The 16,424-nt window shown below is 34.4% G+C and carries 16 protein-coding genes; 7 read left to right on the top strand and 9 right to left on the bottom strand.

What is annotated here, in order from left to right:
- Positions 1-49: 49 nt before the first annotated feature.
- The 6 genes from L3X39_RS04405 to L3X39_RS04380 all read right to left on the bottom strand — a co-directional run bounded on the left by L3X39_RS04405 (position 50) and on the right by L3X39_RS04380 (position 7,685).
- On the bottom strand, positions 50-1,822 hold the full coding sequence (locus L3X39_RS04405) for a MutS-related protein (protein ID WP_237230535.1): 1,773 nt from the start codon (positions 1,820-1,822) through the stop codon (positions 50-52).
- 78 nt (positions 1,823-1,900) lie between these two features.
- Complete coding sequence (locus tag L3X39_RS04400) at positions 1,901-2,596, bottom strand: zinc metallopeptidase (RefSeq protein WP_237230534.1); 696 nt, start codon at positions 2,594-2,596, stop codon at positions 1,901-1,903.
- A 90-nt stretch (positions 2,597-2,686) separates the two neighbouring features.
- On the bottom strand, positions 2,687-3,760 hold the full coding sequence (gene ald / locus L3X39_RS04395; RefSeq protein ID WP_237230533.1) for an alanine dehydrogenase: 1,074 nt from the start codon (positions 3,758-3,760) through the stop codon (positions 2,687-2,689).
- Between the two features lie 168 nt (positions 3,761-3,928).
- Positions 3,929-4,192 (bottom strand): SemiSWEET family sugar transporter, encoded by a 264-nt coding sequence (locus L3X39_RS04390; RefSeq protein ID WP_237230532.1) that lies wholly within the window; start codon positions 4,190-4,192, stop codon positions 3,929-3,931.
- A 3-nt stretch (positions 4,193-4,195) separates the two neighbouring features.
- Positions 4,196-4,498: a DUF6370 family protein gene (locus tag L3X39_RS04385; protein ID WP_237230531.1), complete on the bottom strand. Its 303-nt coding sequence runs from the start codon at positions 4,496-4,498 to the stop codon at positions 4,196-4,198.
- Between the two features lie 181 nt (positions 4,499-4,679).
- The gene (locus L3X39_RS04380) at positions 4,680-7,685 is read right to left on the bottom strand and encodes a leucine--tRNA ligase (RefSeq protein ID WP_237230530.1); all 3,006 of its coding nucleotides are present in this window, start codon (positions 7,683-7,685) and stop codon (positions 4,680-4,682) included.
- 150 nt (positions 7,686-7,835) lie between these two features.
- On the opposite strand from L3X39_RS04380, the gene L3X39_RS04375 reads away from it, so the two are divergent.
- Positions 7,836-8,747, top strand: a complete 912-nt coding sequence (locus tag L3X39_RS04375) for a DMT family transporter (protein ID WP_237230529.1) — start codon at positions 7,836-7,838, stop codon at positions 8,745-8,747.
- Here L3X39_RS04375 and L3X39_RS04370 read toward each other — a convergent pair.
- Positions 8,744-9,664, bottom strand: coding sequence for a ketopantoate reductase family protein (locus L3X39_RS04370; protein WP_237230528.1), 921 nt, complete (start codon positions 9,662-9,664; stop codon positions 8,744-8,746). The two genes, L3X39_RS04375 and L3X39_RS04370, sit on opposite strands and share 4 nt — an antisense overlap.
- Positions 9,665-9,731: 67 nt before the next feature.
- On the opposite strand from L3X39_RS04370, the gene L3X39_RS04365 reads away from it, so the two are divergent.
- Positions 9,732-10,610, top strand: coding sequence for a cell division protein FtsX (locus L3X39_RS04365; RefSeq protein WP_237230527.1), 879 nt, complete (start codon positions 9,732-9,734; stop codon positions 10,608-10,610).
- Between the two features lie 69 nt (positions 10,611-10,679).
- On the top strand, positions 10,680-10,934 hold the full coding sequence (locus L3X39_RS04360; protein WP_237230526.1) for a DUF3098 domain-containing protein: 255 nt from the start codon (positions 10,680-10,682) through the stop codon (positions 10,932-10,934).
- Here the strand turns inward: L3X39_RS04360 and L3X39_RS04355 are convergent, their stop codons facing one another.
- Complete coding sequence (locus tag L3X39_RS04355) at positions 10,935-12,062, bottom strand: glycerate kinase (RefSeq protein WP_237230525.1); 1,128 nt, start codon at positions 12,060-12,062, stop codon at positions 10,935-10,937.
- Between the two features lie 46 nt (positions 12,063-12,108).
- Here L3X39_RS04355 and L3X39_RS04350 point away from each other — a divergent pair, with 46 nt between their 5' ends.
- From L3X39_RS04350 to L3X39_RS04335, 4 genes are read left to right on the top strand one after another with little or no spacing between them, the layout of a single operon-like run.
- Positions 12,109-13,443: a GntP family permease gene (locus L3X39_RS04350; protein WP_237230524.1), complete on the top strand. Its 1,335-nt coding sequence runs from the start codon at positions 12,109-12,111 to the stop codon at positions 13,441-13,443.
- A gap of 57 nt (positions 13,444-13,500) precedes the next feature.
- Positions 13,501-14,295, top strand: a complete 795-nt coding sequence (locus L3X39_RS04345) for an undecaprenyl-diphosphate phosphatase (protein WP_237230523.1) — start codon at positions 13,501-13,503, stop codon at positions 14,293-14,295.
- Position 14,296: 1 nt separating this feature from the next.
- Entirely contained in the window at positions 14,297-14,989 is a 693-nt protein-coding gene (truB, locus tag L3X39_RS04340; RefSeq protein ID WP_237230522.1) for a tRNA pseudouridine(55) synthase TruB, read from the top strand.
- 52 nt (positions 14,990-15,041) lie between these two features.
- Positions 15,042-15,758, top strand: coding sequence for a hypothetical protein (locus L3X39_RS04335; RefSeq protein WP_237230521.1), 717 nt, complete (start codon positions 15,042-15,044; stop codon positions 15,756-15,758).
- Here L3X39_RS04335 and L3X39_RS04330 read toward each other — a convergent pair.
- Positions 15,742-16,359, bottom strand: coding sequence for a thioredoxin family protein (locus L3X39_RS04330; protein WP_237230520.1), 618 nt, complete (start codon positions 16,357-16,359; stop codon positions 15,742-15,744). The genes L3X39_RS04335 and L3X39_RS04330 overlap by 17 nt on opposite strands.
- Positions 16,360-16,424 lie beyond the last annotated feature (65 nt).

The following is a 16,424-nucleotide window of genomic DNA, read 5'->3' as shown; positions in this document are numbered from 1 at the left end:
GTGTTTGTCAGTTCGAGTGAATTTGATTTTATCAAAATCGTATCGAGAACTAAACAATACCCATCTTCTTTAATAAAAAAGAAGCATTCATATTCTGGCAAACACCTTGTTTGAGTTTATAATCAAAGTAGAGTTCGTCATTGACTATCTCAGCATCAAAATAATAGTTCTTTACATCCTCTAACTCTTGTTCAATTTCGCATAAACTTAAATCGTGCGTCGCAATAATCCCAGTTGCGTTTGAAGCTACTAATTTCTCAACAAACTTTCTGGATCCAATAGCCTTATCGGTACTATTTGTGCCTTTTAGTATTTCATCCAACACGATAAAATAAGGCTCTTTTTGAATAGCATCCACAATGTATTTTAAGCGTGTTAATTCTGAAAAGAAATATGAACTTTCATCAGTCAAAGAGTCTGAAGTTCGCATACTTGTAATCAGTTTTACCGGTGAATATTCACTTGATTTTGCACAAACGGGCAAACCAACATTTGCCATAACAATGTGAAGCGAAACGGTTCTTAAAAAGGTGCTTTTTCCTGCCATATTTGCACCAGTTAGAATAAAAAACTGTTCGTTTGTTATGATAACATCACTGTCTACGCGCTTTTCTTTATGGATTAAGGGATGTCCTAACTGTTCTGCTTTTATAACTGCTTCGTTATTTTTTATTTCGGGAAACACAAAATCTGGATGGTTAAACGTGTAATTTCCTAATGAATTATAGGCATCAAAAAAAGTAACTACATCAAACCAATCAGCCACTTTATTAGCATGTTGTTTAATCCATTGCTCAATTCTATAGCTGTTTTTTAAATCGGTTAAAAAGTAACCATTTCCAAAAATGGCTCCAATCATATTGTTTCGATTATCTAAAGCATCCAAAGACTTTGAAAATTCTTTGAAAATAAGTGACGCTTTCTTATCGTTTGATTGAATTTGTTGTTGCTTCTGTTTTAATAATTCAGATGAGAATGTTTCATTTTCAATTAAATCTAATAGTAAAGCGTACTGCCTAAAGGTGTCTCTTACTTTGTCGGTGTTTGAAGCTAAAACATTGATTTTTTTAAGATATCGTCCAGTAATTGCGAGCCCGAGCAACAACCAATAGCCTATAAATTCAGGGGTTGGAATAAGTTTTAAAACGGTACCTCCAATAATTACCAAGGTTAGTATTGAAAACACTAAAGGCATCCATGTCATTGCTTTTGGCAAAAATGGTTTATGGTTTTGTAACCAATGAATAATTTGCTTTTCGGGTGTTTCAACATGCACCAAACTGGACGTTGCAGCATACTGTTGACGCCACTCTATTTTATCTCCTAATTCTTTTATGGCCTCTTGCCTTAAAGTAATATCTTTAATATCATTTGATTTTAAAGCATCCGCAAGTTTTTGTGAGCCTTCTTTTAAAGTGGTTCTGTTTATAAACTGAAAAAAAGACCCGCGTCCAAATAAATCAATATCGAAGCTGTAAAAATGATTGGGGTCTTGGAATTCCAGTCCCTTATCTCTATTATGAAAATCGCCCGATGCTACTTTTATTTCATCCTCATTAATAGTAACAAGTGCTTTATGCAAGGCTTTCTTTGTCTTAAAATCGGTATATTTTGATAGCAATAAGGTAAAAACTACAATCCCAATAACAGCGATGGAAAGTACTACTTGCCATTGCGAAAAAGCCATATAAACACCAAAAACAGTTAGCAAAAAAACTGCTAATCTATACATACTAAAAAGTGTCATGGTATTTGTCAATTTACGGACTTCTTCTCCATAAATTTTTGAATGCTTTTTATAGTATTTTAAGGGTGATTTCATTTTAATTATTTGATTGCTGGGTAAAAAAACAAAAAAGCTCTGAAAATTTCAGAGCTTTTTAGTATTCTTTTTTTATTGTTAATCTCTTCCTCCAAACACTTGAATTGCCCAGTACAACAGTGATGCTAAGGCGCCAATGGCAGCAACTAAATACGTTCTAGCAGCCCATTTTAGCGCATCTTCAGAACCAGCGTACTCTTCTTGAGAAACCATGTTTTTATTCTTCAACCAAGCTAAGGCTCTGTTACTTGCATCGTATTCTACCGGCAAGGTAATAAAGCTAAATAAGGTTGCAAACCCCATAAATGCTACACCAGCAGCAGCAACCCACCAACCTAATCCAAGGCCTGCAGCACCACCAAGCACTAAACCACCTATGATTAACCATTGAGACATCCCAGAGGTTACACTAACCACAGGTACTAAACTTGATCGCATCTGCAACCAGCTATACGCTTGTGCATGTTGTACGGCGTGTCCGCACTCATGTGCCGCAACTGCTGCCGCAGCTGCATTACGTTGATTGTACACGGCTTCACTTAAGTTAACAGTTTTATTTTTTGGGTTATAGTGGTCTGTTAAACGACCTGGTGTAGAAATAACTTCTACGTCATAAATACCATGGTCCGCTAGCATTTTTTCGGCTATTTCAGCGCCACTCATCCCATTACGCAATTGTGTTTTGGAGTATTTATCAAACTTACGCTTAAGTGTGTTGCTTACTAACCAACTCACTAAGGCAATGGCCCCAATTAATATATAATATCCTAACATTTTTTAATTTTTTTTAAATTATGATTTGTAGAATAAAGATAGCAAAAATAACGCCAAATTTTCATTATGAAAGTTTGTCAGTATAAAAAATTACAAATCGAAAGTTTCTGCTATTTCCTTATAAACAACTTCCCCTTTCACAATATTTAATCCTTTTGATAATGGAGCACTGTTTTTGCATGCTACCTCCCAACCTTCATTTGCCAATTTTAAAACGTAAGGCAACGTCACATTTGTTAATGCTACAGTTGAAGTATAAGGAACTGCTCCTGGCATATTGGCAACACAATAATGCACTACATCATCTATAATATAAGTAGGGTCTTCGTGTGTGGTTGCTCTAGTGGTTTCAAAACAACCTCCTTGATCTACTGCCACATCAACTATTACAGTACCAGGGCGCATATCTTTAGTTATCAATTTAGGTGCTTTAGCTCCTTTAATTAATACACCACCAACAATTAAGTCAGATTCTTTAATGCGGTTTCTAATATTATATTCGCTAGAAAACTCAGTTACCACATGGTTTGGCATCACATCGTTTACATAACGCAACTGCTTCATGTTTATGTCCATTATCGTAACATGTGCACCTAATCCAGCGGCCATTTTAGCCGCTTGAATACCTACAACTCCTGCGCCTAAAACTAAAACTTTTCCGGGTGGAACTCCCGGTACACCGCCTAGTAAAACACCACGACCTTTAATAGGCTTTTCTAAATATTTTGCGCCCTGTTGTATGGACATTCTTCCAGCGACTTCGGACATTGGAACCAATAATGGCAAAGTCCCATCTGCATCTTCCACTGTTTCATAAGCAATGCAAATTGAGCCACTTTTTATCATGGCATTAGTTAGAGTTTCACTAGATGCAAAATGAAAATAGGTGAATATTACTTGACCATGTTGAATTAACTCATATTCCATTTCAATAGGTTCTTTAACTTTTACAATCATATCACTTGATGTGTAAACCTCTTGAATAGAATTTAAAATAGTAGCCCCTACTTCTTCATAATCCTCATCAAAAAAACCACTTCCAAATCCAGCATTTGCTTGTACATAAACCTTATGTTTTCTTTTTATAAGCTCATAAACCCCGGCAGGAGTCATTCCCACTCTGTTTTCATTATTTTTAATTTCCTTTGGAACACCAATTTTCATAATATTATTTTAGGTTAATTTCTAAGGACAAATTACAACCAATTAATAATATTTTATAATATTGAATGCTGGTTTGCTCATTTTTATGAATTTAAAGAAAATGAAATAACTATTTTATGAAATAGAAAATTTTATAGGACTATTGAACCCTCAAATTATGAAGTTAACTTATTTTTTACCGTATTTATTCTTGAAATAGATTAACAAAAAAGAAGAAACAACCGTTATGGCATTTGCAAAAATCATAGAAGGGCTATGTATAAGGATTCCGTAAATTAACCAACCCGTAATCCCAATAAAAAACATAATGAGCATTGGCATTGATAAACCAGATACATCTTTCGATTTCCAAGTTTTGTAAACCTGTGGAAGAAATGCCGCTGTTGTTAAAATAGCCGCAGTAAAGCCTATTATTTCGGTGAAATTATCCAAGTATTAATCTAAAAGATTTACAGAACTTACTTTAAAGCGGTTCTCAATTAATTCACCTTCAACCTCAGCTTTTCTTATAACTTCGCAAAAGCCCGTTTCTAAATCGTGTGCATCCCCAAAATCGTCGATGTTGGCACCATCAACAAAGTAAGCTTTATCATCTATTCGAACGGCTAAATCACAACCGTCTTGCGTTGTTAGCCCAAATTGACATTGTCCGCACGAGAGTTCAACAATCTTTGTTTCTGCTTTTTTGTTACATGCTAAGCTTAAAAGCACGATTAAAATGATGGCTACTTTTTTCATGATTTTTAAATTTTAAAAAGCGTTGCGACTATCTGTTATATGGATTCCACATCAAGTGTGGAATGACAAAAATAGCTGACTTCGTTATCACTTCGAGTGAAATTCTTGAAAAGAATTTAGTATCGAGAACTTAATCGACTTCTCGATACAATTTTTCTTCGAAAAATCACTCGAAGTGACGTTAGCCTACAATATTTACAATTTTACCAGGAACCACAATCACTTTTTTAGGTGTTCTTCCAGCTAACTGTTCTTGTGTTTTTTCATGTTCCAGCACGGTTTTTTCAATCTCATCTTTACTCATATCTAAAGGCAATTCCATAGTAAAACGCATTTTACCATTGAATGAAATTGGGTAGTTTTTACTGCTTTCTACCAAATGGCTTGCATCAAATTTTGGAAACGGCGCGGTTGAAATACTTTTGTTATGCCCTAATTGACTCCAAAGTTCCTCAGCTATATGCGGTGCATAAGGTGAAATTAAAACCAACAACGGTTCAAGAACAGCTTTACTTGTACATTTTTGAGCAGTAAGCTCGTTAACCGCAATCATAAAGGTAGATACCGAGGTATTAAAAGAGAAATTCTCAATATCTTCTTGTACTTTTTTAATGGTTTTATGAAGCGTCTTTAAGTTGTCTTTTGAAGGTTCAGCATCATTTACAAGCAATCCGTTTTCACCAACATACAATCTCCACATTTTTTTAAGGAACGAATGCACGCCTGTAATTCCAGAAGTATTCCAAGGTTTGTATTGCTCTAAGGGCCCTAAAAACATTTCGTACATACGTAAACTGTCAGCACCATAATCCAAACAGATTTGGTCTGGATTCACAACGTTGTATTTGGATTTGGACATTTTTTCGACGTCACGACCAACTATATACTTTTCATTATTATTTTTAAGTATTAATCTTGAATTATCACTTATAAAAATTGCATTTTCAAAATCTTCACCAAATTCCGCATCCTTCTTTAAACCATCAATATCAAGTTCATCTGAAGTATTTATATATTTTACTTTAACATGAAGTGGTTGAATTTCATTAGTTTTAATATCTACTCTCACCAACTTCCCGTGAAAAACTCCATTAAGTATTGATTTCAAATCTTCATTAAATCCTTTTACACTTTCAGGGGATTTATTTAATTCATCGAATAGGATTCTTGAAATAAAAATTGGATGTCTTTTAATAAGTTCAATTATTTCTTCTCCCTTTGAATCAAATCCAAAAGAATTAGGTGAAACTCTATATACAAAAGCACTCGTCCCCAAAATCATCCCTTGATTAATCAGTTTTTTAGCATATTCGTCATGAGGTACCAGACCTTTATCGAACATAAATTTTTGCCAAAAACGTGAGTACAATAAATGGCCTGTGGCATGCTCGCTTCCACCAATGTATAAATCTACTTGTTGCCAATAATTAATGGCCTCTTTAGAGAAAATTTCTTGGTCGTTATGCGGGTCCATATAACGATTAAAATACTGCGAACTGCCTGCCCACCCTGGCATGGTATTTAACTCTAATGGGAAAACGGTTTTGTTATCAATCTTTTCGTTTTCCACCACATCATTCTTAACAGTATCCCACGCCCATTTTGTAGCATTACCCAATGGTGGTTCGCCGGTTTCGGTTGGCAAATATTTTTCAACCTCTGGCAACTCAATAGGCAAATGCTTAGCATCTATCATTTGTGGCATCCCATCAACATAATACACTGGGAAAGGTTCGCCCCAATAACGCTGACGACTAAATACAGCATCGCGCAAACGGTAATTGGTTTTTCCTTGTCCCTGACCAATTTTTTCTAATTCGAAAATAGCCCGTTTGGTTGCCTTTTTATAGTTTAAACCATTCAAGAAATCGCTGTTCGCAATGATAGTTTTTTCTTTATCAGCAAAGGCTTCTTCACTAATATCCACCCCTTCAAAAATGTTAGGAATTGGGATATTAAAATGTTTGGCGAAATCATAATCACGTTGATCGCCACATGGTACACTCATTACGGCTCCAGTACCATAGCCTGCCAAAACGTAATCGCCAATCCAAATCGGAATTAATTTCTCCGTAAAAGGATGTATAGCATAAGCACCCGTAAAAGCGCCCGTAATGGTTTTTACATCTGCCATTCTATCGCGTTCGCTACGTTTTGCCGTGGCTTCAATATAAGCTTCAACCTCGTCTTTTTGTTCTGGGGTTGTAATTTGAGACACCAATTCGTGCTCTGGTGCTAAAGTCATAAAACTAACGCCGAAAATGGTATCAGGACGCGTCGTAAAAACATCGATGACTTTATCGTGGTCTATAACATTAAACGTTACTGTAGCACCAACCGATTTTCCAATCCAGTTACGTTGGCTTTCTTTTAAAGAATCAGTCCAATCAATAGTATCCAACCCTTGACGCAAGCGTTCAGCATATGCCGAAATTCGCATACTCCATTGGGTCATTTTTTTACGAATAACCGGATGGCCACCACGCTCGGATACACCATTTACTATTTCATCATTCGCCAACACCGTTCCTAGTGCAGGACACCAGTTTACTTCGGTTTCAGCTAAGTAGGTTAATCTATATTGCAGTAATATTTCTTGTTGTTTAACGCTATCATAATTATTCCAATCTGCAGCCGTAAAAAACTCTACGTCAGCATCACAAACCGCATTTACCTTAGCATTTCCTTCAACTTCAAAAATCTTTATTAAATCTGATATATCTTCCGCTCTATTACTGTCGTTATTATACCAAGAATTAAAGAGTTGAATAAAAATCCACTGCGTCCATTTGTAATAACTTGGGTCACTGGTACGAACTTCGCGCGACCAATCGAACGAAAAGCCTATTTGGTCTAGCTGACGACGATAGGTTTTAATATTTTCAGCAGTTGTTATAGCAGGATGTTGCCCCGTTTGAATAGCATATTGTTCTGCCGGCAATCCAAAGCTATCATAACCTTGTGGATGCAGTACATTAAACCCTTGATGGCGCTTGTAACGCGCATAAATATCTGAAGCGATATACCCTAATGGATGCCCTACATGCAAACCCGCGCCACTAGGGTAAGGGAACATATCCAATACATAATACTTTGGTTTATCTGAATTGTTTTCGGCTTTAAACGTTTGGCTTTCTGCCCAATATTTTTGCCATTTGGCTTCAATTTCGTTGAAATTGTACTTCATTACATCTCTTTATAAGGCTGCAAATTTACGTTTTAAATAGAAAACGATAAAGCGTTTACTTTATTAAAACATTTGTTTATGACGCTAATTTTACATTTATCTTATAAATAAAATTACATTTGAACTCTAATTTGTTTAAAAAAGCAAAAATTGCCTGTTAATAACACGTATAAAGCACATTTAGCCTTATTGGGCGCCAACCTTATTTATGGTGTAAATTACATTATTGCCAAAGGCATTATGCCTGATAAAATTGGACCATCGGCTTTTGTTTTTATACGATTACTTTGTGCAACACCTTTGTTTTGGTTTTTAAAATCCATTCTTATAAAAGAAAAAATAAGTAAATCGGACATACTACGATTGATGCTCTGTGGCTTGTTAGGTGCCGCTGCGAACCAAATGTTGTTTTTTCACGGAATTAACTTAACCTCTCCAATTGATGCCTCCATCATTATGACGGTTGTTCCCGTTATCGTTTTGGTTTTTAGTGCTATTATTTTGAAAGAAGCCATCACTAAAAATATGGTGATAGGAATTATAATAGGCGGGCTAGGAGCCATTACCTTAATTCTATATGGTAATAAAGTATCGGGAACTAGCTCCTTACTAGGAAACCTGTTTATATTTTTGAATGCTTGTAGTTATGGATTGTATTTGGTATTTGTAAAACCCTTAATGAAGAAATACAATGCTATAACTGTAGTAAGTTGGGTGTTTTTATTTGGTTTTATTTTTACATTTCCTTTTGGGATAGGCGATTTTATTCAAACGGATTACGCTTCATTTACATTAAACACCTATTTAGTCATTGGATTTGTTGTATTATTCACCACCTTTTTTGCTTACTTATTTAATATTTACTCATTAAATTATGTGTCGCCATCGGTCACCAGTAGCTATATTTATCTACAACCGCTTATAAGTTTTATCATGGTTACTATTTATGCTGAATTTTTATCACAGAAACAGTATGTACAGGACATAAATATGATAAAAATAGTAAGTTGCCTTTTAGTAGTTATTGGCGTTTATTTGGTTAGTAAAAAACAAAAAACTTAACTTCTTGCTTTCAGTTCTTGTGGTAACAAGCAATGGTATATAAAGGCATTCGTTGGGGTTTCTATATTCAATAATTTTCCTTGTTGTACAACGTATCCATTAAAGTTTTCAAGCTCGCTTGGTTTTCCTTCCATCATATCACGTTGCATAGATGCCGTAGTATTATAATCTAAACTATCAATAACTTTTACGATCATGTCAATATCTTTCGATGTTAACCCAACACCTTTGGCATTGGCAATACGCACCATTTCATGCGCTGTATCATAAATAATTTTTCTAATACCCTCTTGTGTTCTCATGTCGCCAAAAACAGCTCTTGTAATAGCACCAATACCACTTATGGTACCAATAAATAAAAACTTCCTCCAAATATCTAAATGAATATCATCAGACCAAGTGTTATTAAATCCTGCTTTATCAAAAACAATTTTTAAATGTTTGCATCGATTGGATTTCGTGTTGTCATATTCTCCAAAAACAATTTCAGGCTCAAAAGTAAAATGATTTATAACTCCTGGAGACTCAACTTTACTCACTATTTTACATAAACCAGCTAATACATTTTGTTTTGGTAATACAGACAATAATTTATCGGCATTGTCTGCACCATTTTGAAGTGGTAATACCATCGTGGTTTCGTTAATGACTGGTTTTAATTGTTTTGCAATGTCTAAAACTTGCCACGATTTTACTCCAAGAATAACTAAATCTGGATTTTTTATGTTATTAATATCTTCGATTGCTTCAGGATATACTGTAAAATCTCCTAATATACTTTTTACTTGTAATCCCTTATTTTTAATAGCTTCAAGATGTTTCCCACGTGCAATAAAAGTAACGTTAAACCCAGCCTTTGCTAATTTTCCACCAAAATATCCACCAACACCACCAGCACCTATTACAACAATGTTCATATGTTTTAGTTTATATAAATACAGATTAAATATACTTTATTATTTTTACACCGTTAATCCATATTTTATGAGTTCATCTTTTGAAAAAGACCAAAAACGAAGACTTATCTCTTCCTATTTTTCGGTAGTGTTAAGTATTGCTTTGGTATTGTTTTTATTAGGATTGTTAGGAATGCTAGTATTGAACGCAAAAAAAGTATCCGACCATTTTAAAGAGCAAGTCGTGGTTACTATTTATTTGAAAGATACTGCCAAAGAAGTTGAAACAAAACAACTTGAAAAAAGTTTGGCCATGGCTGATTATGTGAAATCTACCGAATATGTTTCAAAAGAACAGGCTGCCGAATTTATGAAAGCTGAAAATGGCGAGGATTTTATGGACTTTGTGGGGTATAACCCGCTTCAAAACTCGATTGATGTGCATTTAAAAGCTGATTTTGTCACTTCTGAACATCTAGAAAAAATTTCAGCCGAAGCCCTAAATAAAGACTTTGTTGACGAAGTAACTTATGATAATGATTTAGTGAATTTAATGAACGATAACGTTAAAAAAATAAGTTTTTGGGTATTGGTAATCAGCGGTATTTTTACTTTAATTGCGGTGTTATTGATTAATAGTTCTATACGATTAGCCGTATATTCAAAACGATTTACCATTAAAACGATGCAAATGGTTGGTGCCACCAAACAGTTTATTCGTCGTCCGTTTGTTTGGAAAAGTGTGCGTTTAGGAATGATTGGAGCAGTTTTAGCACTTATAGGAATGGCAATTGTTTTGTATTACTTAAACAAAACATTCTCAGACTTACAATTGTTAAGTAACCCGGTATTAATAGGTTTATTATTTGTTGTTATTTTTGCCTTAGGTGTTGTTATTACTTGGATTAGCACACATTTTGCAACACAGCGTTTTTTAAATTTAAAAACCGACGACTTATATTATTAAATAATTTAAGTTAGCCTTAACGCAATAGTTTTTAATAAATGCTTTAATTTGTAGCACTTTATAGTAATTATGGGAGAAAAAAAACGAAAAGAAGATTCAAAACCTGTTTTTGTATTTGGAAAGAAAAACTATAAATTTATGTTTATAGGTTTAGCAATCATCGCCTTAGGTTTTATTTTAATGTCAGGAGGCGGTAGTGACGACCCTAACGTTTTTAATCCTGAAATTTTTAGTTGGAGACGTATTCGGTTAGCTCCTATGCTTATTTTAATCGGGTTTGGAATTCAGGTGTATGCTATTTTATTAAATCCTGATAAAAAATAATTACTCTTTTATTCTTTCTGCAAACTTAATTGCCATTTTTGAAAGATACTTGCTAGAATTTTCCATAGCATCGTCTAGATTTTTTGCTTTATCTATTACGGCATCGGTATAAGAAATTCCTAATTTTTCAGCTTCTTCTTGTGAAAGTGATACGCTACCACACATAGCTGCCACAGGAATATTATATTTTTTAGCCGACTTTAAAACACCTTGAATCGTCTTTCCTGAAAGCGTTTGATTATCTAATTGACCTTCGCCCGATATTATCCAATCGGCATCTTTAATTTTTTTATCAAAACCAATTAAATCCTTTACCAAGTCAATTCCAGATGTAAGTTTCCCATTTAAAAAAATAGCTGTCCCAGCTCCCATTCCACCAGCAGCACCTGCTCCTTTTATATCCTGAACATCTTTATAAAATTCCTTTTTAAAAATCCGTGCAATGTTTTTTAAACCCTCATCTAGTTGTCTAACTTCTTCTTTTGAAGCTCCTTTTTGTGGACCATAAATATACGCTGCTCCATTTTCTCCGTGTAAGGGATTGGTAACATCACAAGCTATTTTAAAATCAACTTTACTTAGATTCTCTAAAACTCCGTTTGTATGTATTCGATAAATTTTGGATAAGTTTTTACCTATAGGAGTTAATTCTATGCCATTTTCGTCTTCGAATTTATAACCCAAAGCGGTTGCCATTCCTATTCCGCAATCGTTTGTAGCGCTCCCTCCAATTCCTAAAATTATGGTTTTAGCCCCTTTTTTAATAGCATCTGCAATCAGTTCGCCAGTACCTAAAGTAGTCGTGTGAAAACAATTTTGCTCTTCCTTTTTTAACAGATACATCCCAGAAGCTACAGCCATTTCAATAAAGGCGGTTTCGATGTCATCCATATACAAATACGAAGCGTCAATGAGCCTAAATAAAGGATCGTTCACTTTTACTTTTATGAGTTTTCCGTTTAAGTGATGTTCCAATATTTCGATGGTTCCATCACCACCATCCGAAAGGGGTAAGCTGATTATTTCAGCATTAGGTAGTACTTTTTTTAAGCTCTCTTCAACTACCATACAGAATTGTATACCCGTTAAAGAGCCCTTAAATTTGTCTGGTGCTAGCGCAATCTTCATCTGATAAAATTTATTAGTACTTTTATTTCTTTCAAATGTAAGCATTATGGAGATTTTAATCGCATTAGTTATTGTTGTTGTATTAATGGTTATAGCAGCCTCAAAATACAAATTTCACCCATTTTTATCTTTATTAATGGCTGGCATTGTTATGGGGTTTGTGGGTGGACTAAGTGAGAACGAAATTACTACAGCGCTTACCGCAGGCTTTGGAAAAACACTGGGAAGCATTGGAATAATTATTGCTTTTGGAACCATTATTGGTGCTTATTTAGAGAAAAGTGGTGGTGCCAAAACTATGGCTAATTGGGCGTTAAAAACTATTGGAAAAAGTCGCTCGGTATTAGCTATGAACATTACTGGTTTTATTGTTTCCATTCCCGTGTATTGCGATTCTGGGTTTATCATCCTTTCTTCATTAAACAAAGCTATTAGCAAGCAAACCAAAATTTCTATGACGGTTTTGGCGGTTTCGTTGGCTGCGGGTTTGTATACGGCTCATGTTTTTGTGCCCCCAACTCCTGGTCCATTGGCAGCAACTGCTGCATTAAATGCTGATTTAGGATTGGTTATTCTATTAGGACTTGCGGTTGCTTTTCCTGTTTCATTAATCGGTTATTTTTGGGCGAAATATATACAACATCGGTATAAAAGTCTTCCAAACAATAACAATATGGATACCCCTGAAACAGTATCTAAAATTGAAGCCATACCAAAAACTTCAATCGCTTTTATGCCTATTATCATTCCTATCATTTTAATTGCACTAAAATCCATTTCAGATTATCCAACCCAACCATTTGGAGAGGGTGTTTTATCTAAAACCATTAATTTTATAGGAAACCCTGTAATAGCCTTATTAGTCGGTGTTTTTTTAGCTTTTAAATTGAAGAAAAATGTAAATGATGCTACACATTTTAATTGGGTAACTAGCGGTCTTAAAGAAGCTGGAATTATTATTTTAATTACCGGTGCTGGTGGTGCTTTTGGTTCGGTTTTACAAGCCACAGGTATTGGCGATATTATTGGAAGTAAGTTTTCTCATTTAAACCTCGGTTTGTTTTTGCCTTTTACTATTGCAGCTATTTTAAAAACTGCTCAAGGTTCTTCAACAGTATCAATAATTACTACAGCCGCTATTATGGCGCCTATTTTAGAATCTTTTGGGTTAGACTCTTCATTAGGGCGCGCTTTAACGGTTCTAGCAATTGGGGCAGGGTCAATGACAGTATCCCATTTAAATGATAGTTTCTTTTGGGTAGTCGCTCAGTTTTCTGGAATGGATACAACAACTGCCCTTAAAACCCAAACTGTTTCCACATTAATTCAAGGAACATTTGGTATTATTATAATTATGATAATTGGTTGGATTTTTATTTAAAATGATTTTTATAACAACACGTTATGTTTACTTTATCATATTAGCTATTTTTACCCCATGAATATAATAGACGCAATTATTCTTGGAATAATTCAAGGACTTACCGAGTTTTTACCTGTTTCATCCAGTGGTCATTTAGAACTTGGAAAAGCTATATTGGGTGATCATCCTGTTCCTGAAGAAAGCCTTTTGTTTACGGTAGTATTGCATTTTGCAACCGCTTTAAGTACTATGGTTGTTTTTAGAAAAGATATTTTTAGTCTTGTTAAAGGTGCATTAAAATTTAAATGGAACGACGATTTAAAATTTATTGCTAAAATTGCGGTTTCAATGTTACCCGCAGCCATTATAGGTTATTCTTTTGAATCGCAGTTTGCTGAACTTTTTGGTGGTAATGTTAAGCTAGTTGGCTTTATGCTTATAATCACCGCCTTATTACTTTACCTTGCTGATAAATCAAAAAACACCAATAAAGAAGTAACGTTTATTGACGCATTAGTTATTGGTATATCGCAAGCCATAGCTATGTTACCAGGAATTTCGCGTTCTGGAGCTACTATTTCCACTTCGGTTTTATTAGGTAACGACAAAACAAAAGCTGCACGATTTTCTTTTTTAATGGTAGTCCCTTTAATTTTTGGAAAAATTGCTAAAGACCTTTTAACGGGCGATTTAAATTATAACACTCAAAATATTACAGCGCTCTCAGTTGGATTTATTGCTGCTTTTGTTGCAGGTTTATTTGCCTGTACATGGATGATTGCTTTAGTTAAAAAAAGTAAACTGTCCTACTTTGCGATTTACTGTGCTGTTGTGGGTGTAATTGCTATAATTATTTCATTAAACTCATAATATGGTTTCGAAAGACGATTATCTTTCTGGGCAAGTGCTATTGATAGATAAACCTTTAAACTGGACGTCTTTTCAAGTCGTTAACAAACTACGTTGGGAGCTTAGGCAAGCCTTCAAATTAAAAAAAATAAAAGTAGGACATGCAGGTACCTTAGACCCATTGGCAACAGGTCTGTTAGTGATTTGTACGGGCAAAATGACTAAACAAATTGATACCTTTCAAGGGCAAGAAAAGGAATATACCGGTACAATCGTTTTAGGAAGCACGACGCCTTCTTTTGACTTAGAAACCGAAATAAACGAAACCTTTCCAACCGAACATATTTCTAAAGACCTAATAAAGGAAACGACCCATCAATTTATTGGAGAGATTCAGCAATTTCCGCCAGTTTTTTCAGCTTTAAAAAAAGATGGTAAGCGTTTGTATGAATTTGCTAGAGCAGGTGAAGCTGTAGATATTAAACCAAGAACCGTTAATATTTCGGAGTTTGAAATCACTAAAATAGAAGGTTTAAACATAGAATTTAGAGTAGTTTGTAGTAAGGGCACTTATATCCGTTCGTTAGCCAACGATTTTGGTAAAGCTTTAGGGTCTGGAGCACATTTATCTGTCTTAAGACGCACAAAAATTGGCGACTTTTACGTTGGTAATGCAAGCTCTATTGATGACTTTATTAGAGGCCTAAACAACTAAATTCCTTTATTTTACGTATATTTCACAAACCTATTTATCTAATTATTAAGATTTGAACCTAACAAATCAACATAAAGCCCTACTTATTACCTTATTCCTTTCAGGAACTATAGTGCTATCTGTTTTTAATTTAAGCCTTAAAAAACAGAGTGAATTTATATCTGAAAGTTACTATGAAATTGAACCTGAAAAAGAACTTACAGAAGAAGAAATAAAAATCATAGAAGCTTTAGAGAAGCTTGCAAATGCCAAGGCTGAAACCAATCAAGCCTTTGACCAATCACAAGAAAGCAAGCAATTTGCACAAGCATACAAAACTATTGCACCGCCTGAAGACTATGTACCACAAACTAATCCAACTCCAGATGGTCCTAATACGGCACATCGTAAGTATGAGGATATTGAAGATTCAAAGCTTAACGAGGAAGAATTATCTAAATTTAGTAAAGTAAACGAGTTGCTTAAAAAACAACAATCAGAAGGTAATAACTCAAAAAGCACCATTAGTTTTTCTTTAAAAAACAGAAAAAAAGTTTTCATTCCTATCCCGGTTTACCTTTGTGAAGAAGATGGAAAAATAGTAGTAAATATTACCGTTAATGCACAAGGTAATGTTATTGATACTTATGTAAACAATTCTTCAACGTCTGATAATGAGTGTTTGATTGGGCATGCTCTAGATTATGCGCAACAATCTCAGTTTAGCGCCGATGCTTCCAAAAAAACACAAATTGGTTCTATTACTTTTTACTTTATTGGCAAACAATAGGCTCTAATTCGCATAATATTTTTGTAATATCTTCAATTACATTTTCCCCTTTGTTATTATTGTACCAATACTGTAAATCTTCTTTAAACTCTGGTGTTAATTTTCCTTGTTTTTCCTTAAATCTATTAACATAACTTGTTGCTTCGCTTGGTCGTGGCCCGTAAGTGTTTATAACTTCTTTTGTTTCGTTATCAATCATAATAACTTTGGGTATCGCCTGATTACCATCGGTTAAAAACGCATTCATAAGTTCCAAATTTTCATCACGAAGCACTAGTTTTAAATCTATATGAGAGTTTAATTCTGCTATTTTATTAAGCACGGGTATAACATGAGCTGCATCACCACACCAACTTTCAGTAATCACTAACCACGTTATATTTTGATTAAATTCTGATATTTTATGTTTAACGTCTTCAGGTATTTTTATGGTTTTATCCCAACGTTTCATCCGTCTATCATTAAGCTTCGTATAATTTACCAAAGCTTCCGTTTTTTCTTTTCCAGTAGTTGAGCCCGCTTGAGCTAGCTGCTGAACTAAACTACGGTAAGTATCATAAGTTATACTTTTTTCTAAACTAGATTGTATTATAGAGTTCATTCTAAATTCTTTTATTTGATGATACAAAATTAGTATCTTGTTTTATCATATATAATGACTTTTGT

This window comes from Flaviramulus multivorans (genome assembly GCF_021728415.1).
In the GTDB taxonomy this organism is placed as follows: Bacteria; Bacteroidota; Bacteroidia; order Flavobacteriales; family Flavobacteriaceae; genus Sabulilitoribacter; species Sabulilitoribacter multivorans.
This window is presented reverse-complemented; position numbering and strand designations above follow the sequence as displayed.

What these genes read in the sequence shown, in the direction of transcription:
- L3X39_RS04405 (WP_237230535.1), bottom strand. Translation starts at nt 1,822, where the DNA reads ATGAAATCACCCTTAAAATACTATAAAAAGCATTCAAAAATTTATGGA.
- L3X39_RS04400 (WP_237230534.1), bottom strand. Translation starts at nt 2,596, where the DNA reads ATGTTAGGATATTATATATTAATTGGGGCCATTGCCTTAGTGAGTTGG.
- ald (WP_237230533.1), bottom strand. Translation starts at nt 3,760, where the DNA reads ATGAAAATTGGTGTTCCAAAGGAAATTAAAAATAATGAAAACAGAGTG.
- L3X39_RS04385 (WP_237230531.1), bottom strand. Translation starts at nt 4,498, where the DNA reads ATGAAAAAAGTAGCCATCATTTTAATCGTGCTTTTAAGCTTAGCATGT.
- L3X39_RS04380 (WP_237230530.1), bottom strand. Translation starts at nt 7,685, where the DNA reads ATGAAGTACAATTTCAACGAAATTGAAGCCAAATGGCAAAAATATTGG.
- L3X39_RS04370 (WP_237230528.1), bottom strand. Translation starts at nt 9,664, where the DNA reads ATGAACATTGTTGTAATAGGTGCTGGTGGTGTTGGTGGATATTTTGGT.
- L3X39_RS04365 (WP_237230527.1), top strand. Translation starts at nt 9,732, where the DNA reads ATGAGTTCATCTTTTGAAAAAGACCAAAAACGAAGACTTATCTCTTCC.
- L3X39_RS04360 (WP_237230526.1), top strand. Translation starts at nt 10,680, where the DNA reads ATGGGAGAAAAAAAACGAAAAGAAGATTCAAAACCTGTTTTTGTATTT.
- L3X39_RS04355 (WP_237230525.1), bottom strand. Translation starts at nt 12,062, where the DNA reads ATGAAGATTGCGCTAGCACCAGACAAATTTAAGGGCTCTTTAACGGGT.
- L3X39_RS04350 (WP_237230524.1), top strand. Translation starts at nt 12,109, where the DNA reads ATGGAGATTTTAATCGCATTAGTTATTGTTGTTGTATTAATGGTTATA.
- L3X39_RS04345 (WP_237230523.1), top strand. Translation starts at nt 13,501, where the DNA reads ATGAATATAATAGACGCAATTATTCTTGGAATAATTCAAGGACTTACC.
- truB (WP_237230522.1), top strand. Translation starts at nt 14,297, where the DNA reads ATGGTTTCGAAAGACGATTATCTTTCTGGGCAAGTGCTATTGATAGAT.
- L3X39_RS04330 (WP_237230520.1), bottom strand. Translation starts at nt 16,359, where the DNA reads ATGAACTCTATAATACAATCTAGTTTAGAAAAAAGTATAACTTATGAT.